This window comes from Streptococcus oralis (assembly GCF_026782235.1).
Classification (GTDB): Bacteria; Bacillota; Bacilli; order Lactobacillales; family Streptococcaceae; genus Streptococcus; species Streptococcus oralis_CC.
This window is the reverse complement of the sequence record NZ_JAKUWE010000002.1, coordinates 588,820-607,937: the sequence shown is the minus strand read 5'-3', so window position 1 is coordinate 607,937 and position 19,118 is coordinate 588,820. Positions and strand designations below refer to the sequence as shown.

Annotated in this window: 20 protein-coding genes and 1 pseudogene; 1 reads left to right on the top strand and 20 read right to left on the bottom strand. The window is 41.8% G+C overall.

What is annotated here, in order from left to right:
• Positions 1-23: 23 nt before the first annotated feature.
• The 15 genes and pseudogenes from MK396_RS03380 to MK396_RS03310 all read right to left on the bottom strand — a co-directional run bounded on the left by MK396_RS03380 (position 24) and on the right by MK396_RS03310 (position 13,883).
• Positions 24-1,175: an MFS transporter gene (locus tag MK396_RS03380; protein WP_195215444.1), complete on the bottom strand. Its 1,152-nt coding sequence runs from the start codon at positions 1,173-1,175 to the stop codon at positions 24-26.
• A 120-nt stretch (positions 1,176-1,295) separates the two neighbouring features.
• Positions 1,296-1,919 (bottom strand): Pr6Pr family membrane protein, encoded by a 624-nt coding sequence (locus tag MK396_RS03375; RefSeq protein ID WP_268723657.1) that lies wholly within the window; start codon positions 1,917-1,919, stop codon positions 1,296-1,298.
• Positions 1,920-1,921: 2 nt separating this feature from the next.
• A complete protein-coding gene (locus MK396_RS03370) occupies positions 1,922-2,260 on the bottom strand; it encodes a zinc ribbon domain-containing protein YjdM (protein ID WP_268723656.1) in 339 nt (112 codons plus the stop codon).
• A gap of 209 nt (positions 2,261-2,469) precedes the next feature.
• The gene (locus MK396_RS03365) at positions 2,470-2,988 is read right to left on the bottom strand and encodes a Dps family protein (protein WP_084872675.1); all 519 of its coding nucleotides are present in this window, start codon (positions 2,986-2,988) and stop codon (positions 2,470-2,472) included.
• A 149-nt stretch (positions 2,989-3,137) separates the two neighbouring features.
• The gene (locus MK396_RS03360) at positions 3,138-4,919 is read right to left on the bottom strand and encodes an ABC transporter ATP-binding protein (protein ID WP_268723655.1); all 1,782 of its coding nucleotides are present in this window, start codon (positions 4,917-4,919) and stop codon (positions 3,138-3,140) included.
• A gap of 8 nt (positions 4,920-4,927) precedes the next feature.
• Positions 4,928-6,665, bottom strand: a pseudogene (locus tag MK396_RS03355) (ABC transporter ATP-binding protein).
• A 179-nt stretch (positions 6,666-6,844) separates the two neighbouring features.
• Positions 6,845-7,603: a triose-phosphate isomerase gene (tpiA, locus tag MK396_RS03350; RefSeq protein ID WP_000087900.1), complete on the bottom strand. Its 759-nt coding sequence runs from the start codon at positions 7,601-7,603 to the stop codon at positions 6,845-6,847.
• Positions 7,604-7,699: 96 nt separating this feature from the next.
• On the bottom strand, positions 7,700-8,377 hold the full coding sequence (locus MK396_RS03345) for a DnaD domain-containing protein (RefSeq protein WP_268723654.1): 678 nt from the start codon (positions 8,375-8,377) through the stop codon (positions 7,700-7,702).
• 8 nt (positions 8,378-8,385) lie between these two features.
• The gene (gene metA / locus MK396_RS03340) at positions 8,386-9,330 is read right to left on the bottom strand and encodes a homoserine O-acetyltransferase MetA (RefSeq protein ID WP_033583487.1); all 945 of its coding nucleotides are present in this window, start codon (positions 9,328-9,330) and stop codon (positions 8,386-8,388) included.
• A gap of 186 nt (positions 9,331-9,516) precedes the next feature.
• Positions 9,517-10,029, bottom strand: coding sequence for an adenine phosphoribosyltransferase (locus MK396_RS03335; protein WP_001049315.1), 513 nt, complete (start codon positions 10,027-10,029; stop codon positions 9,517-9,519).
• A 177-nt stretch (positions 10,030-10,206) separates the two neighbouring features.
• The gene (gene rplA / locus MK396_RS03330; RefSeq protein WP_001085676.1) at positions 10,207-10,896 is read right to left on the bottom strand and encodes a 50S ribosomal protein L1; all 690 of its coding nucleotides are present in this window, start codon (positions 10,894-10,896) and stop codon (positions 10,207-10,209) included.
• 207 nt (positions 10,897-11,103) lie between these two features.
• On the bottom strand, positions 11,104-11,529 hold the full coding sequence (gene rplK, locus MK396_RS03325; RefSeq protein WP_001085808.1) for a 50S ribosomal protein L11: 426 nt from the start codon (positions 11,527-11,529) through the stop codon (positions 11,104-11,106).
• 122 nt (positions 11,530-11,651) lie between these two features.
• On the bottom strand, positions 11,652-12,368 hold the full coding sequence (gene ldcB / locus MK396_RS03320; protein WP_268723653.1) for an LD-carboxypeptidase LdcB/DacB: 717 nt from the start codon (positions 12,366-12,368) through the stop codon (positions 11,652-11,654).
• Between the two features lie 14 nt (positions 12,369-12,382).
• Positions 12,383-12,823, bottom strand: a complete 441-nt coding sequence (locus MK396_RS03315) for an HIT family protein (RefSeq protein WP_268723680.1) — start codon at positions 12,821-12,823, stop codon at positions 12,383-12,385.
• A 22-nt stretch (positions 12,824-12,845) separates the two neighbouring features.
• On the bottom strand, positions 12,846-13,883 hold the full coding sequence (locus MK396_RS03310) for a M42 family metallopeptidase (RefSeq protein ID WP_268723652.1): 1,038 nt from the start codon (positions 13,881-13,883) through the stop codon (positions 12,846-12,848).
• Between the two features lie 139 nt (positions 13,884-14,022).
• Between MK396_RS03310 and MK396_RS03305 the strand changes: the two genes are divergently transcribed.
• Positions 14,023-14,574, top strand: a complete 552-nt coding sequence (locus tag MK396_RS03305) for a DUF1307 domain-containing protein (RefSeq protein WP_268723651.1) — start codon at positions 14,023-14,025, stop codon at positions 14,572-14,574.
• Positions 14,575-14,622: 48 nt separating this feature from the next.
• Here the strand turns inward: MK396_RS03305 and brnQ are convergent, their stop codons facing one another.
• From brnQ to MK396_RS03280, 5 genes are all read right to left on the bottom strand, one after another.
• Positions 14,623-15,948 carry a branched-chain amino acid transport system II carrier protein gene (gene brnQ, locus MK396_RS03300; protein ID WP_268723650.1) on the bottom strand — a complete coding sequence of 442 codons (1,326 nt, stop codon included), beginning with the start codon at positions 15,946-15,948 and terminating at the stop codon, positions 14,623-14,625.
• Positions 15,949-16,118: 170 nt separating this feature from the next.
• Complete coding sequence (locus tag MK396_RS03295) at positions 16,119-16,406, bottom strand: rhodanese-like domain-containing protein (protein ID WP_000659136.1); 288 nt, start codon at positions 16,404-16,406, stop codon at positions 16,119-16,121.
• The gene (locus tag MK396_RS03290) at positions 16,403-16,993 is read right to left on the bottom strand and encodes a uracil-DNA glycosylase family protein (protein WP_268723649.1); all 591 of its coding nucleotides are present in this window, start codon (positions 16,991-16,993) and stop codon (positions 16,403-16,405) included. The genes MK396_RS03295 and MK396_RS03290 overlap by 4 nt, the downstream gene beginning before the upstream one ends.
• A gap of 53 nt (positions 16,994-17,046) precedes the next feature.
• Positions 17,047-18,447: a dipeptidase PepV gene (pepV, locus tag MK396_RS03285; RefSeq protein ID WP_268723648.1), complete on the bottom strand. Its 1,401-nt coding sequence runs from the start codon at positions 18,445-18,447 to the stop codon at positions 17,047-17,049.
• 13 nt (positions 18,448-18,460) lie between these two features.
• A complete protein-coding gene (locus tag MK396_RS03280; protein WP_250315275.1) occupies positions 18,461-19,066 on the bottom strand; it encodes a nitroreductase family protein in 606 nt (201 codons plus the stop codon).
• Between the last annotated feature and the right edge of the window lie 52 nt (positions 19,067-19,118).

Below are 19,118 nucleotides of genomic sequence, written 5' to 3'. Positions count from 1 at the left end.
AAGAAAAACTTAGGAAACCAATCCTAAGCTCTTTTTTGAAGTGCGTACATAACAAAAATAGAAGTGACAATCAACCAGCATCCTAGAATGGTGAAGACCAACATACCGTTTTGAGTCACCAAGCCAATCGCCCCAAGAATGAAAGGTGTCGTAAAGGCTCCAAAGCTACATCCTAGCACTGCAAAAGATGTTGCCTGATTAAGGAGCTTGGCTGGGATTCTTTCAGAAAGAAGCTGAAAGACAGTCGTCAAGGCCACACTGTAAGAAAAACCTGCCACAACACTTCCAACTACCATCACACCCAATGACGGAGACAAGGCAATCACAATCTGCCCCAATCCAAAGGTGATACCTGACCAAAGGAGCAACCTTTCTTTAAACAGAGAGATAAAGAAAGAAAAACTCACACCTGCCAAGATACCAATCAACTGCATGATACTTAAAACCAAACTCGATAACTGGGCATCCCCTAGACCTCTTTCCACCATCAGACTAGGAATACGAATGGTGATAGCTGTGTTGGTACAGACAACAACTGCTGCTTCGACAGCCAATAGAAAAATTAAGCCTTTCATCTGTCCTGTCAAACGAATTGTTTCGGCCTCTTTTTTCTTTGTTTCTTTCTTTTCTTTCCCATAAGGGACAAAGAGCAGATAAAGGATCAATACTAAAAATCCCGCACTGTAGGCCAAGAAGGTCACTGTCCATCCCAAGGATAAGAGTTGACCTACCACTAGAGTCAAAATCGACGCCCCGACAACTTCTGCTGATCCGCGGAGACCCAGCATCTGAATCCGTGTCTTTCCATGATAGCGTTCGCTGATGATGGAAATAGCCTTGGCATTGATCATCCCCACACCCAAACCAAATAAAATCCGCATCGCAAAGACAAAGTTGTACTCCTGATACCAGAAGGGAGCTGTTCCACCGATAGAGAGGATGAGAAGTCCCAGACTAATCTGAAGTCGCTCAGGAAGCAAACGCTCCAAAAACCCATTTAAAACCAGCATAATCATGATTCCAAAAGAAGGGAGACTGACCAGGAGCTCGATTTGTTCTTTGGGGTAGCCCTGATAATAGTCAAACATGGCTGGCAGAGCACTTGAGATGGAAAAGGAGGTAATCAAAACGAGGGAGAGGGCCAAAATACTAGCCCGTTCTAGATATTGTTTCATGGATTTTCTTTCTATATATTTCTATATTTCTCACTGTTGATCCTTTTAAAAGGAAGATGGCAAGAAAAGAAGGAGCCCAATTGAACTAGAGACTCCGTCCTAACTTTCCTCATAGGAAGACTATTTTCGCTTGATTTGCTTGATCATATAGAAGATGAAGCCTGCAACCATATACGCCGCAAAAATGATCAAACACCATTTGATGACTACATCCCAACCCTTGTTCACATTCAAAAAGAAATATGGGAAGGGATTGTCCTTGGAATTTGGAATATTGAGTTTTAAGACCAAGCCGTTAAACAAGGCAAAAATCATATAAACTAAGGGCAAGATGGTCCACAAGACTGGATCCCAGATCTTGTATTGACCCTGTTTATCAAAGAAGAGGGTGTCGGCTAAAAACCAGAGTGGAACGATATAGTGGCAAAGGAAATTTTCCACTCTGTAAAAGTCTGTCGCAATCGGAGCAAGCATAAAATGGTAAATCACACAGGTAATCATGATACTCATGGTAACGCCACCCTTGAGACGAAGCAAGGTTGGACTTTGCCAATTTTCACCTGAACGGCTCATCACACGGAGCAGATAACCCGTGAAAATCGTTACCAAAAGATTGGACAACACTGTGTAGTAAAGGAGCATACCAAAGCCACCGTGCTTGGTAATCTCCAAATAAACTCCTGTAAATGCCGCTAAGAACAAGAGCACACGACTATAAAAGATAAATTTATAATTCAGTTTCATGGCTAGATTTTCTTAACAAACTCTGACTTGAGTTTCATAGCTCCAAAACCATCAATCTTACAGTCGATGTTGTGGTCACCTTCTACGATACGGATATTTTTAACACGAGTTCCTTGTTTCAAATCCTTTGGCGCACCTTTTACTTTCAAGTCCTTGATAATGGTTACAGTATCGCCGTCAGCCAATTTATTTCCATTGGCATCAATAGCAACAACACCTTCTTCTACTTCTGCAACTTCCGCAGGATTCCATTCATAGGCACACTCTGGGCAGACCAAGAGACTTCCGTCTTCGTAGACATATTCTGAATTACATTTTGGGCAATTTGGTAAGTTGTTCATAAGTCCTCCTTAAACTAACAATTATTCTTTAAAATTCATATGTTATTGAACAGCAACTATTATACCGTAAAATCCTACTTTTGACAATGTGTCCTAAGTCCAGCAAACAAAAAAATCATGCAACTTTTTACAGTTACATGACTTTTAAAAGATGATTGATCATGGACACTTATCAAGCGCCTTATGATAAAAGGGGTAGCAACTATATCTTACAAACCAGGAGCTTGTCCAAGTTCTGCTGCAATCATCCAAACTGTTTTCTCAAGTTCAGCCTTAGCACCAACAAAGATATCGTTTGTAACATCATCGCCTTCTTCATCTGTCACATCCAAAGCTTTTTGGAAAAGAGCGATGAGGTAGCGGTAAATCGCTAGAACACGTTCCAAGCTTTCTTCAACGTTACGGAATTCTCCTTCTTCTTCTTCGATTTCACTGTGTTGAAGGAACTCTGTCAAAGTTGAATAAGGTTTGCCACCAAGGGTGATCAAACGTTCGCTGATTTCGTCAAGATAACCATCAAGGCTATCCATGTATTCATCCATTTTTGGATGCCATACGAGGAAACCACGACCACGCATATACCAGTGAACTTGGTGAAGGGCAATGTGAGCCACATACAAGTCCGCTACTGCTTGGTTCAATACTTCCTTTGTTTTTGCCAATGCTACTGGCGCTGTTTTAGATAATGTCGTTACGTCTTTTACCGCTTCTTTTTTCAATTCAACCATATTTCTTACCTCTTTTCATTTTTTTATAACCACTTTACAGTAGCTATAATACAAGTATACTACTATCAGAAAACGATAGCAAGGAAAGTGTACTATCTGAGAAAAGTTGCAATAGACTGATAATTTAAGAAAAATCTGGACAGTTTTGATTAGCTGACTTGATCAGCTTTACCCGAAAATTGACTTTGGTACAAATCATAATAAAAGCCTCTTGCTTGTAGCAAGCTTTCATGATTTCCCTGCTCAATAATCTGTCCGTCCTTGAGAACGAGAATCTTGTCTGCTTCTTGAATGGTAGAGAGACGGTGGGCGATGACAAAGCTGGTTCTTCCCTTCATCAAGCGTTTCATAGCTTTTTGAATCAAGAGTTCCAAACGGGTATCAACAGAGGAAGTTGCTTCATCCAGAATGAGAATTTTAGGATTGGCTAGGAGAGCACGCGCGATGGTCAAGAGTTGTTTTTGCCCGAGGGAAATATTACTTGACTCTTGGTTCATCTCCATGTTGTAACCACCAGGAAGAGTTCGGATAAAGTGGTCTACATTTGCTGCTTTGGCAGCTTCTATTATTTCCTCGTCACTGGCGTCAAGATTTCCAAAACGTAGGTTTTCTTTGATCGTACCTTCATAAAGCCAAGCATCCTGCAAGACCATCCCAAACTGACGGCGATAGTCTTGACGTGACAACTGGCGAATATCCTGCCCGTCAACCAAGATTGCGCCTGCTGTGACATCGTAAAAGCGCATAAGCAGATTGATTAAGGTCGTCTTACCAGCTCCAGTAGGACCAACAATCGCCACCATCTCTCCTGGTTGAACTTCTAGATTAAAGTCTCGAATCAATGGTTTGTTTTCAACATACTGGAAGTCAACTTGCTTGAAGGTCACCTGACCTGTTAAGGGTTCAAGGATTTCGAGTTCTTCTCCCTTGACTTCCTCTGTCTCATCCAAGATATCGAAGATGCGGTCTAGCGAAGACTTAGCACTTTGCATTTGACCCGCAAGTTGTGTGATGTTTTGGATAGGCTGGCTGACCTGCCAAACATACTGAACAAAGGCCTGCATATTCCCCACTGTCAAGCGACCCGCAATCACTTGCAAACCACCAAGAACTGCAACGATCAGATAGGTCAAGTCCGATACAGCATGAAGGGCTGGCATCATAAGCCCAGAGATAAAGCTGGCTTTAAAACCAACACGTTGGAGGTCGTCTGTAATCTTAGAAAATTCTTTATGAGAGGATTCCTCACGACCGTAGAGTTTCAAGACATTAAAACCTGTAAGATTTTCCTGCACATAGCCAGTCATCCGTCCTAAAATAGCCGCCTGCTCTTTAAAATAAGGCTGAGAACGTTTCAGGATACTTCTTGCACCGAAATAGGTCACTGGAATGGATAGAATCACCACTATAGCCAGTTGAAAGTTCAAGTATAAAACCATTCCCATGACGAGAATAATCGTCAAAACGGCATTGACGATTTGGAGAAAAGACTGTTGAAGAGCATTAGACACGGTCTCAACGTCACTGGTAAAGCGCCCCAACAAATCACCAAATTGGTGTTTATCAAAGAAAGATACTGGGATACGATTGATTTTCTCGGTCATTTCATTTCGCAGATCCTGAGTCATAGACTGGACCGCATTGGTCATGAAATAGTTGGAATAATAAGAACCAAGTTCATACAAGAGACCTCTAAAGAGGTAAATAATTAAAACGGTTCCGATGTAGCCAGTATTGATACGAGCGTCTGCAAGACCATTAGCCATATCTAAGAGATTTTTTGTCAACTCCGTAATGGCGAGCCCCAAGACAAAAGGCTCCAAGACACTCATGACCACACTCAAAATTTTTAGAAAGACTGCAAAAAAGACAGAAAAACAGTAGGCTTTCAAATAGCTCCACAAACGAGCCAAACTAGATTGTGTTTTCATATTTCCTCCTATTCTTCTGTTAGAGATGCATTTTTCAACTGCGACTCAGCAATCTCACGATAGATGGCATTGGTCTCCATCAATTCCTCATGTCGACCACGACCTACGATTTCACCCTTATCCAGAACGATGATCTGATCCGCATCCATGATGGTTCCGACACGTTGAGCAACAATTAAAACCGTTGCATTCTGTGTTACTTCCTTGAGACGACGGCGCAAAATGGCATCCGTACGATAATCCAAGGCTGAGAAAGAATCGTCAAAAATATAGATATCAGGATTCTTTATAACCGCTCTGGCAATTGAGAGACGTTGTTTCTGTCCTCCAGAAAGGTTGCTTCCACCTTCAGCTAGATGGGTCGCAAAGCCTTCTTCTCGGCTTTCGATAAAATCTTTAGCTTGCGCCACATCCGCTGCCTGATGTAGGTCTTTGTGACTAGCATCTTCCTTCCCATAGCGGATATTTTCAGCGATAGTTCCTGTAAACAGCAAGGCCTTCTGCGGGATAAAACCAATCTTTTGACGGAGAGACTTGAGGCGGTAATCCCTCACATCGACACCATCAACCTTGATTTTCCCAAGTGTGACATCGTAAAAACGAGGAATCAATTGCACAAGAGAGGACTTGCCCGATCCGGTCGATCCGATAAAGGCAATGGTTTCACCTGGTTTAGCACTGAAAGAAATATTGTGCAAAACAGGATTTTCCGTCTCACCAGGATAGGCAAATGTGACATTTTCAAATTCCAAATAACCGTGAGTTTCTGTCTCTCTGACTCCTCCTTCATTGGGATCAATAGAAATCGGCATATCCATGACTTCTTTCAAACGTTCACTCGAAACGGCTGTACGAGGATACATGGTGAAGAGATTGGATAGGAAAAGGAAGGACAAGAGGGCGTGGAAACTATATTCGATAAAGGCTACTAGGTCCCCAATTTGCAAGCTTCCTTGTTTGATAGGGTCCAGAGCAAACCAGACAATAGCTACAATCATGGCAATGATAATCTGAACAAACAAGGGTTCCGTCAAACCGGTTAGTTTAAACAGACGATTGGAATTAGCTGCATAGACTGCATTTTGTCCTGCAAAGCGTTCCTCTTGAAACTCCTCACGGGCAAAGGCACGAATGACACGGAGTCCCATCAGATTTTCCCTGGCATATTGGTTTATCTTATCTAAGGTAGCCTGCTGTTTCTCTGATAATGGTCGAGTCTTGACCGCTACATAAATGACCACCACGGCTAAGAAAGGTACTGCAAAGGCCACTTATCCAGGCTAATGACGGACTGGTCAGGAAGATCATTAAGATACTAGACAGCATCATCATGGGGGTGATGACACCCAGTTTTAAGGTCTGTTCTGCAAACTGCATGAGAACAAAGGCATCACTGGTAATGCGAGTAACCAGTGAAGACACTCCAATCTTTTCATATTCATGATGAGAATACTCTTGTAATTTGGCATAGAGATCATCCCTCATATCCTTAACCATATTGGTCGTCAGCTTACTAGCAGCGTAGGCTAAGACTATACGCCCCAAGGTTCCACATAGGATAATCACCAGCATAATTGCAGCCCAAACATACAATTGCTGTTCATTCCCTTTATTCACACCTTCATCAATCATCCGAGCCAGAACAGTTGGCAGTCCAAGATTGACAATAACAAAGAAAACCGCTCCAAAGAAATCCAAGAATAACCACTTGGGATATTTTTTCAAATAAGACCAAATATAGAGCATAACCCCCCCTTTCATAACTTTTTGATATAGAAAAGAGCGCGCATCTGCACGCCTTTCTTTCCCTAAGGAACTTTCCTAGTCTAGAAAAATCCCTCTTTCACAAGAATGCTCCAAGTAAAAATAAGACAGGCAGTCAAAGTCACTTAGTACTTTTAACTGTCTGTCTGGAATAAGCTAGATTATTTTACAAAATCAAGCAATGCCAAGAAGCTTTCAGCTTCAAGTGACGCACCACCAACAAGGGCACCGTCAACGTCTGGGCAAGCCATGTATGAAGCAACGTTTTCAGGTTTAACAGAACCACCGTATTGAACACGAACTTTGTCCGCAACTTCTTGACCAAAGTCAGCTGCTACGACGTCACGAACAACTTTACACATTTTTTGTGCGTCGTCTTGTGAAGCTGATTTACCAGTACCGATAGCCCAGATTGGCTCGTAAGCGATAACTGTTGAAGCAACTTGTTCAGCTGTCAAGCCAGCCAATGCAGCAGATACTTGAGCACCTACGAATTCAGCCGCTTTACCAGCTTCGTAAGTTTCAAGTGACTCACCACAACAGATGATTGGAAGCATACCGTTTGCAAAGATTGCTTTTGCTTTTTTGTTGATATCTTCGTCAGTTTCATGGAAGTAGTCACGACGTTCTGAGTGACCGATCACAACGTAGTCTGTACCGATTTCTTTCAAAACTTGTGGGCTAGTTTCACCAGTGAACGCACCTGCATTTTCAAAGTAGCAGTTTTGAGCAGCAACTTTAAGGTTTGAACCTTTAGCAGCAGCAAGAACAGCTGTCAAATCAACTGCAGGAGCTGCGATACCTGCTTCAACAAGGTCTGATGAAGGAAGTTTTGATGCAACGGCTTCAACGAATGCTTTTGCTTCTTCTGGATTTTTGTTCATTTTCCAGTTACCAGCGATAAATGGTTTACGTGACATTTCACATACCTCTTTTTTCATTTTATTCACTATTATTCTATCATATTTATAAGGAGCTTGCAAACCTTACTCTAATTTTCAAGATTTTTCAAGCGACTAATCTTGCCACAAATTCATGGCATCGAGGAAATCAGCTGAAGCCTGAACTTGTTTGGGATTGTTCGCTTCTCGCTCTGCTCGTTTGGCCTCCACCTGAGCTACAGACTGGATACCTTCATGGCGCCAGTTACGAAGGATTGCCTGAATGTACTTCCAGTTTGGTTTGCCATTAAAAACCGCCTCTCGGAGAGCTTCCTTGATCAAATCCGCCTTGATTCCATCGTCTTTGACAGTCTTGGAAAGATCTTCGATTTCAAATGGTGTTAACAAGCGCCCCAATTCCTGCTGAAAGGTTTCAACCAGATCCTTCAATTGATTTTTGGAGTTTGGGGCAGTTGCAGCTGGAGTTTGGCTATCCAACAAGCTATCCAAGCGTTCAAAAGCCAGACTAGCATCAAAAATCAGCTCAATTTCCCCATTTAGTTCAATGGTCCGATATTGTAGCAAACCATTTTCAGTCAAATTCGAAATGGATTGGTTGACATCTGCCACCTCTTTCCCAATGATTTTAGCTATTTGGCTAGGCGAAACATCTCCTAGGGCTGTGGTATTTTGTAAATAGAAAAATTGCCAGACGAGAAAATCTTCGCTGGAAGGAAAGAGTTCCTTAAAATGCAAGAGCAGGGCACTTGGCAAAACCAAGTTCCCTGATTTGAAAGCGTCAAAATATGTCATAATTCCTCTTATAAATATCCAAATGCAGCCGCATCATCCTCTACCTTCCTCCAGTCAAAAGGGGTTTCCTGATAAACTGCATAGTTCACCCAATTGCTGAAAAAGAGGGCAGCTGATGAAGACCAACAGAGACACGGTGTCTCATTCACATCATCATTTTTAAAGTAGTTCTCTGGGATATGAGGGTCGAGCCCCGCCTCATAATCACGAAAATACTCTCTTGCTAAAGTGTCACGATCGTACTCCAAATGACCAAAACTATAAATCTCACGTAGATCTCGACTAGCTAGGATGGAAACCCCAACCTCAGGACCTTCTGACAGAATCTCAAGATTGGTCTTGTTTAAGATTTCTTCTTTTAAAATCTCAGTATGACGAGAATGAGGAGCTACATAGCGATCATCAAAACCTCTAAAAAGAAGGTGCCCCTCTTTTAAGGTATCCTGTGGGTAAATACCTGATAGTTTCCGATCCATCTGGTGCTTTTCAACACCATAGCGAACATAAAGACCTGCTTGTGCACCCCAACATATATGCAAGGTTGAAAAAACATGCGTCTTGGACCATTCGATGACCTGCTTAAATTCCTCCCAGTAATCCACCTCCTCAAAAGGCAAATGCTCCACTGGTGCTCCCGTGATAATCATTCCATCAAAAAAGTCATCCTTGACCTCTGGAAAGGTCTTATAGAAGGTTTCCATATGTTCGGCACGGGTTGTCTTTGAATGATGCGTTTCCATATATAAGAAATCAATATCTAATTGCAACGGTGTATTAGCCAAGTGCCGCAAGAGTTGCGTTTCTGTCACCATCTTTTGGGGCATGAGATTTAAAATCAAAATCTTCAAGGGGCGAATATCCTGATGAGCGGCCCGTTGGTCGTCCATCACAAAGATATTTTCTGTCCTTAAAATCTCAACAGCTGGTAATTTTTTATCAAGTCGAATCGGCATAATACCCTCCTAACAGTTCTCTATTTCGGGAATGATCTTGTCTGTTTGAAAGTAAAAACCTCCAAATACTTCTTCCCTTTATTATACTGTATGAAGATATAGTTTTCAATTATAGTTTTTCTCTAACTAGCTATAGTTAATTTATATAGCAGATGAAGAGAAAACAGCCCCAAGGACTGTTTTTTATCAATAATGCATAAGTACCTTGTAATCGTAATCTCCGATTTTTTCACGGCCTTTAAGCTCATCCAACTCAATCAAGAAAGCACAACCGGCTACAATTCCACCAAGTCTTTCAATCATCTCAATTGTTGCCTTGACAGTTCCACCTGTTGCCAAGAGATCATCTACGATGAGAACGCGTTGGCCTGGCTTGATTGCATCAGCATGCATAGTCAAGGTATCAATACCGTACTCTTTCTCATAGTCAGCAGAAATCACTTCACGTGGCAATTTTCCTGGTTTACGAACAGGTGCAAAGCCAATTCCCAACTCGAAAGCAACTGGGCATCCGACAATAAATCCACGAGCCTCTGGGCCCACAATCATATCAATTTTTTTGTCTGTTGCATACTGAACAATTTCACGAACAGCGTAGCTATAAGCATTTCCATCTGCCATCAAAGGGCTGATATCACGGAAGGTAATGCCTTCCTTAGGATAATTTTCAATCGTTGCGATATAATCTTTTAAATTCATCTTTTTCTTTCTTTCAAAGTTTTTTACTCTCTATTATAGCATATTTTCTGTGAAAGAAGAAGAGGAAACGCACTATTGCTACAAAGCTGATCAATGAACTGATTTTTCTAAAAGGTAATACTCATCAAAAAAAAAACGAGCACTTTCGTACTCGTCTTCTCTTTTATAAACTACTGATTAAAGTGAGTTTACGTCAACTTTGATACCAACACCTTGAGTAGTTGTGATTGTCAAGTTTGTTACGTAAGTTCCTTTAGCTGTAGCTGGTTTTGATTTTTGGATTGTTTCGTTGAAAGCTTTGAAGTTTTCAACCAATTTTTCAGCTTCAAATGATACTTTACCGATGATTGCTTGAACGTTACCTGCACGGTCAGCACGGTAAGTGATTTTACCACCTTTAGACTCTTCAACTGCTTTAGCAACATCCATTGTTACAGTACCAGTTTTAGGGTTTGGCATCAAGTTACGTGGTCCAAGGACACGTCCAAGACGTCCAACAAGAGCCATCATGTCAGGTGTAGCGATAACTACGTCGAAGTCCAACCAACCGTCGTTGATTTTCGCAACAAGGTCATCTTCACCAACAAAGTCTGCACCAGCAGCTTTTGCTTCTTCAGCTTTTGCACCACGTGCAAAAACAAGAACGCGTGAAGTTTTACCAGTACCGTTTGGCAATACCATTGCGCCACGGATTTGTTGGTCAGCTTTTTTAACGTCGATGTTCAAGTTGTAAGCAACTTCTACAGTTGCGTCAAATTTTGCAAAGTTAGTTTCTTTTGCAAGTGCTACAGCTTCTTCTACGCTGTATGCTTTTGTGCTGTCGATTTTCTCAAGAGCAGCACGAAGTTGTTTGCTTTTTTTAGCCATTTTCTATTCTCCTTGTAAGTGGTTCAATCGATTTTCATCTCCCACGTCACTTCTCGAAATGATGAAGTCTTGCGGGTTTTCAGTCTATTATTTTCCTTTTCCTACTTCGTTCAGTTCCTTTGCTGTACCCAAGTACAAGCGTCAGTCACTTGCCTAGTATGAAAAGCAACTAATAGACTGCTGTGAGATTTTCTACTGTGTTATTGATTAGTCAACAACAGTGAATCCCATAGAACGAGCAGTACCTTCGATCATACGCATTGCAGACTCAATGTTTGCTGCGTTCAAATCTGGCATCTTAGTTTCTGCAATTTCTTGTACTTGTGCACGAGTAACTGTAGCAACTTTAGTTTTGTTAGGTGTACCTGATCCTTTTTCAACACCTGCAGCTTTTTTCAAAAGAACAGCAGCTGGTGGTGTTTTTGTAACGAAAGTAAATGATTTGTCTTCGTATACTGAGATAACAACTGGAATAATCATACCAGCTTGGTCAGCTGTACGAGCGTTGAACTCTTTTGTGAATCCCATGATGTTGATACCAGCTTGACCAAGAGCAGGTCCAACCGGTGGAGCTGGTGTAGCTTTACCAGCAGGGATTTGCAATTTTACAAGTTTTTCGACTTTTTTAGCCATTTTTAAATCCTCCTTTGTGGTTTTGGCGGTAATTAAAGATTTTTACCTCCCACAAGTATGCTTTACACATACCCATCCATTATACACTATTTATCTAAAAATGCAAGAGAAAAATTTCTTTTTTAATCGACGTAATCTCCGCCTTCAAAGCCATAGTATTCTTCCAAACTAAGGCCACTTGCAGCAATTTCTTTGGCTTCTTTTCCAACGTAGCGAAGATGCCATTCTTCCGCCATGTAGCCAGTCTCTTTTTCCTTGCTTTTGAGATAGCGAACAACAAAGCCATAGTCAGCTGCATGATCCAAGAGCCACTGGGCTGCTTTTTCTTCTGTTACCAATTCTCCATTAGTCCCAATCAAATCAAAAGCAAGACCTGTTTGGTGTTCACTGTATCCAGGGCGGGCTGAGTAGCGATCTGCCTCTTCCTTACCATCTTGATTCACATAGTCTTGATAAAGTTTGGTTTGAGTTTCATAACTTCTAAAACCACTGTAATGATCGCTGATTGGGTAGCCAGCTGCTTGCATTGCTGCAATGAGTTTTAGCAACTCCGCCTTGGCTGTTGGATTTTCTCCTGGATTGTAGTCTTTTGACAAAGGATAGTGCTTATTAGCTACGACGATTTCATCGTATTTTCCTTGTATACTATAGTGGTCTCCCTTATTGACAACTTCTGCCTTCTTCTGACTAGAAGCTTGAGATTTGCTCCCTACAGTACCCTCAGGTTGGCTAGTTTGTTCCGTTTTTTGAGTATTTTCTTCATTTTTAGGTTGTTCTTGAGAACATGCTGCTAGGGTTACTGCTAGCAAACCGGATAAAACGATATATCTTTTTTTCATTTTTTCTTCCTCTCTTAAATCACATGCTTCTCTAATTCATCGGATAAGGCTTTAATCATTTGTTCCAACTCACGGGATTGCACTTGGCAATCTTCTGCCGCCATTTCTTCCCAGGGCACCCACCAGACTGGACCACGACCATTAAGACCATGACCATTCATATCACCTGATCGTCTTGGAAAGAGGTGCCAGTGAGCGTGGGCATCTCCATTTCCTAGAAGTTCGATGTTCATCTTTTCAGCTTTAAACGCTTTGGCAACAGCTTCTTGGACCAGACTCATTTCCTCTAGAAAACGAAGTTTTACAGAAGTCTCCATATGGTGGAGTTCTGTGACATGCTCTTTTGCTAGAAATAAGGTATATCCCTTAAAGTATTGGTGGTCTCCGATAACAACATAGCCTGTTTCTAGTTCTTTTACAAAGTAGGGATTCTTCCCTGCCTTGATCCATTCAATTCTTTAACAAATCAAGCACATATTAGTCTACCAATGCACTCTTGAGGTAAGCATCGACCATACGCTCAGTCGCCACTACTGAATCAATGTGTGTTCGTTCGTAAGAGTGACTGGACTCAATACCAGCTCCAAGGAGGGCATGCTTGGCCTCTGCTCCTGCTGACATAGCTGCCGAAGCATCCGAACCGTAAAATGGATAAATGTCGAGCTTAAATGGAATATCTTGCTCCTTTGCCAAAGCCACTAAATGTTGACGGAAGTCGTAGTGATAGGGACCCGAAGCATCCTTGACACAGATAGACACTGTATACTCATCCGTCTGCTGGTCATCGCCCATAGCTCCCATATCTACAGCTAGATATTCTACTACCTGAGCTGGAATATTGGAGTTGGCACCGTGGCCCACCTCTTCAAAGACTGAAAAAGCAAAATGAGTTGTTACTGGCAATGCAATCCCCTCTTCCTTATAAACACGAAGAAGATTGAGCAAAATCGCTGCGCTGACTTTATCATCCAAGTGACGGGACTTAATAAAACCAGTCTCTGTCACGACTGTCCGCGGGTCAAAACTGATAAAGTCGCCAACCTCGATGCCCAAGGCACGAGTTTCTTTTTCATTGGTTACTTTTGCATCCAAACGCACTTCCATATTGTCCTGTGTGCGTTCTGCAGTTCCTGCATCCTTGTAGACATGACAAGAAGTCTGGTGGATGAGGATGGTTCCAGATACCTTTTTACCTGTGCTAGCCACACGAACCGTACAGTTCTCCCCTTCAATCATGTTCCAAGGAAAACCACCGATACGATCTAATTTGAGACGACCGTCTGGTTTGACTGCACGAACAATAGCACCTAGCGTATCCACATGGGCAGTCACATAACGTTGTTGTTCATCATTTTGACCTTTAATGGTCACATTGACACCACCCTTGGCTGTACGAACCGGCTGGTAACCAAGCTCTTCTAAAGTATGGATTAGGTAGTCTGAAATCTCCCGAGTGAAACCCGTTGGCGATGCAATGGCGGTTAATTCTTTGATATAGTTTACAGTTTGATTCATTTCTTCACCTCTTTTGCTACCATTATAACATTTTTCTAGTCAGACTCCTTCTCAAAAGGGGAAAAATTATGTTTAGTTGCTTTCACTATAGATCCATGTTATAATACAAATGCTTTGATTATGAAAGGGAAGTAAAAATATGAAATCATACTTTAAAGTATCACTAGCCCTTGTGGCTTCACTTGTCCTCCTACTCGGATGTTCCAAACAAGCATCAACACCTGCTAGCAGCAGTAGCAAAGAAGACACAACAACTCAGTCAAGTGAGAGCAAACAAAGCAGCCAACAATCATCTGAAAAGAAAGATGAGACAGAAACTCACACATTTGTCCACAATAGCAAACCTGGGATTCATTCTACCTTGACTTATACTGTGAAGGGAGATGACGTTGTAAAACAAACTGTTCATAATGTACTTGACCCTGGAAAACTTAATAATACCGCGGAAGGTATTAAGGAAATTGTTGACGATACTTATAAAGGGTATGAAGGGGTCAAAGGGGTTACACAAAAAGTTGAAATTCAAGACGAAAAAGTTATCCAAAACATCGAGGTTGACATGACTGTCGCGAGTCTTGACGAATTGAAAAAAGCAATGCCGAACGAATATTCTGGTATTGGAAACCGTGTAAGCTTTGCTGCCTCGAAAAAAATGCTTAAAGAGGCTGGTTATACTGAACAAACCAACTAATGAGTCGTGCTTATACAAAAAATTCTTGGTCGTTGACCAAGAATTTTTTTATTCCATCTCAAAAACATCACTCTCTTGTTTGTTTGGTAGACCCAGCGAAAGCAAGATTCCAATGATAGCAGGTACCAACCATGGGAGGGATGCCTTAGCAAAAGGCAAAGCATTCACAAGATTTTCTAGAAACTCAATCTTAAAGGAGCTTCCAAGGACGCTTGCAAGAGCAATCGCTGTAACAAGCCCAATAGTTAACTGCATACCTGGTTTTGATAGGGCGACAAACTTATTAACAATCACAATCATCACAATGGCGATGGTGATTGGGTACAAGATTACCAGTACTGGAACTGAATACTTAATGATTGCATCAAGACCAAGGTTTGCAATAGCAAATCCAATCAAGGTAAAGGCAGTTGCATAGACCTTGTAGCTGATTTGTGGGAAACGTCCATTAAAGAACTCAGCTGTAGACACAATCAAGCCAACTGTCGTTGTGAAGCAGGTTACAGTTACCATAACAGCAAGGAAGAGTTGAGCTGTTGAACCAAAGATTTCCTGAGTAGCTTGCGACAAGATATAAACACCTGGTGTTCCACCCTTCATTGCTTCTGCTGGTACCGGGAAGTGATTTCCAAGGAATCCTAAACCGATGTAAAGAGCGCTAAAGGCAAGAGCTACAACGATACCAACCACCCAAATAGTTGAAATGTACTCTTTCTTACTTGAGAATCCAAGTTGTTTCAAGGTTTGAACAGCAATCACACTAAAGGCGACTGAAGCAAGAGCATCCAAGGTATTATACCCTTCTAGGAAACCTGTCCCAAAAGCAGAGGATTGATAAGCTTCTGAGGCCGTTTGAGGACTTGTTCCACCATACTTGAAGGCACCTAGTACAACCAAGATAACGATCAACAAAGCAAAGACTGGTGTCAAGATACGTCCGATCCGATCCAAAATCTTTGATGGATTGAGTGAAATCAAATAAGCCGCTGCAAAATATAGTACGGTAAAGACAATCAATCCAAGTCCTTTATTCGCCTCTGATAAAAGGGGGCTAATCCCGACTTCGTAAGCTGTTGTGGCTGTACGTGGAATGGCGAAGAAGGGACCAATTGATAAATAGAGGACTGCGAGATAAAGCGTCGCAAACCAAGGTGAGATTTTCTTAGAAATCTCGTGAATGTATCCTTTCGGGTTTAACGTTCCAATAATAAGTGTCAAAACGGCGATACCGACGCCTGAAAAGACAAAACCTGCAATGGCAGGAAGAAAATGTTCTCCAGATAGGGCACCTAGAGAAGGCGGAAAAATCAAGTTCCCCGCACCAAAAAATATTCCAAACAGGAGCAAACCTGTTAGGGCACCTTTTTTAGCCATAAAGAATCTCCTTCATATTCTAAAATACTGACCTAGTATATCACGAATAAGAGTATGAAAAAAGCATCACGAAATAAATATTGAATGTTTTCAATATTTTTAAAAATAAGAATTATCTAAAAACAAAATTCTCCTACCTAGTACACACCAAGTAGGAGAAATGCAAAATTTTAAAGATTTTCAAAGGCCGTCATGCCACCTTGAACATTGATAACCTTATATCCATGCTCCTCTAAGAACTGGCAAGCACGAGCTGATCTCATCCCAGATTTACAAATAACATAATGTAACTGCTCCTTGTCCAACTGCTCATAAGTATCAGCCAGTTGACTAAGCGGTAAGTTGTGTGCACCTTCTAAATGAAGCATCTTGAACTCTTCTATTTCTCTCACGTCCACTAGAGAAAGCTGACCATTTTGGTAAAGCTGATAAAATTCATCGAAGGAAATTTCTTTCATTCTTTTTCTCCTAAAATCGTTTTAATTCTTCTTTGCAACTCTGGCACCACTTCTGACTCAAACCAAGGATTTTTAGCCATCCAGATTTGATTTCGTGGTGAGGGATGAACTAGTGGAAAATAGGTCGGCAAGTAGTTCTGGTAATGTTTTACCCTTTCTGTTACCTTGCCACTGATTTTCTCATGTAAATAATAGGCTTGGGCATATTGCCCAATCAAAAGGGTCAATTCAATATTTGGACATTCCTTGAGGAGTTGTGGGTGCCATTTTTCGGCAAAGCCTTTACGGGGTGGAAGGTCGCCTGATTTGCCATGTCCTGGGAAATAAAAGTCCATGGGAATAACTGCAAACAAGCCCGAATTGTAAAAGGTATCTTCATCTACACCTAGCCACTCACGCAGACGATCACCACTCTTATCCTTCCAATAAATTCCAGCTTCTTGCGTTTTAAAGCCCGGAGCTTGACCGACAATATTGATGCGAGCAGTTTTTGGTGCCGCAAAGAGAGGTTCGATTCCGCGTTCTGTGTAGCTGGCATTCTGTGAATCAGCCATAATAGCTTTCTTGATTCTTTCGATTTGAGACATCTGTTTTCCCTCCAAAAAGAAGTCTAAGCATAACATCTCAGACTTCTATCGTTTTATTTGATCAATTCATAGATAGCTTCTGCATAGATTGCTGCTGCTCGGAAGAGATCGTCCAAGGCGATAAATTCGTTGGCTTGGTGCATGGTGTCAATTGAGTCTGGGAACATAGCACCGTAGGCAACCCCACGTTCTAGCAAGCGACCGAAGGTACCACCACCGATGACTTGTTCATGACCTTGAAGTCCAGTTTGTTTTTCATAGACATTCAACAAGGTTTGCACAAGTGGATCTTCCATCGGTACATAGTGAGGCGTGTGTCCGTGTTCAGAAAGGCTAACAGAAGCAACTGGCAAGGTCTCAAGGATTGACTTGATCTGCTCTGGACTTGTTCCTTTTGGATAACGGAAGTTGAGGGCAATGGTATTGTCAGCACTTGCTTCGTCAAAGCGGAAAACACCTGCATTCATAGAAAGGGCACCCATCTTTTCATCAACATGAGCAACCTTGAGATTTTCACCCTCATGGTCATTCAAGAGAACCTTACCAGCAATGTCGAGGTAGTCTTTTGCAGGTCCAGCAAAGTCAAACTGACTGAGGAAGAGGGCAAGATAGGTTGCACCATTGACACCTGAAGCAGGCATAGCACCATGAGCTGATTTACCAATCACAGTCACCTTGTACTGGCCGTTTTCTTCTTTGATTTCTCCTCTGAGTTTGTACTCTTCAACAAAGGCATCTAATTTAGCTTGCAAGTCAGCCAGGTCACCTGAAACAACTGCTGTCGCTGATTCAGGTACCATGTTTTCACGTAAACCACCTGTAAAACTGTGAAGACGGGCAGCACCAGTATTTTCACCCGCAAAGTGAAGATATTCTGTGATATTTCCTTTTTCACCGTTGATGATAGGAAATTCAGCATCTGGAGAGAAACCGAAGTCTGGTTTTGCTAGTCCTACATGTTCAAAGTAGTAATCCATGTCTGCCCAGCCTGATTCTTCGTCTGTTCCGACGATGAAACGAACTTTTTTAGAAGTTGGAAGGCCCAATTCTTTGATGATTTTCAAGCCATAGTAACAAGCTGTTGTAGGACCCTTGTCATCTGAAGCACCACGCGCATAGAGGCGGCCATCTTTGATAGTTGGTGTATAAGGGTCTGTGTCCCAACCGCTACCAGCTGGCACCACGTCCATATGGGCAAAGATTCCGAGAACTTCTTCTCCTTCACCAAACTCAAAATGTCCGGCATAGTTATCGACATTCTTAGTTGGGTAGCCGTCACGGTTTGCGATTTCAAGGAATTTTTCCAAGGCTTTTACTGGGCCAGGTCCAAATAGATGCTGAGCGTCAGCCTTGCTGTCGTCACGTTCTGAGTTGATTTCCAAAAGGCTAAACAAGTCAGCCAAGAGGTCTTCTTTGCGTTTTTCTACTTCTGCTGTAAAATCAATTGCTGTCATTTTTTTCTTCCTTCTATCTTTTCTCGATGATTTCATCTACTGGCAAGCGGTAGCTTGGTTCCAATTTTTCGTCTGTGTAACCTACCGTAATCAAGAGTTCTGGGCGGAAACGGTCTTCGATGTTCAAAACCTCATTGGCTTTTGATTTATCAAAACCAAGGATAATGTTTGAACCAATTCCCTGGTCAGTCAGTGCAAGAACCAAGTTCATAGCTACTAGTCCTGCATTAAGAGCCAAGTAGTCGCTGACTTGTTGTTCATTGTAACGCGCAAACTCGGCAGGCAAATTTTTCATAAAGTATTGAAGTTGCTCTTCTGAGAAATTCTTTGCGCCGCCAACACGGGCAATCTTGCGGGCACGTTTGGCAAGATCTGTATCTGTAAACAAGGCAATGGTCACTGGCGCTGATGATACCTGCTCAAAGTTCGAACCATAAGCTAATTTTGCCAGTTCAGCATTTTTCTCACGAACAACCACAAACTTCCATGGCTGGCTATTGTGGGCACTTGGGGCTAAGGTTGCGATTTCGATAGCCGTACGCACATCTTTGGGATCTACCGGTTTATCAGTAAAATGCTTGGTCGCATGACGTTTTTTATTTAATTCAAGAAATTTCATAATCGATTTCCTTTTCTAATTCTACTGCTTCCATTCTACCATAATTTGAAAG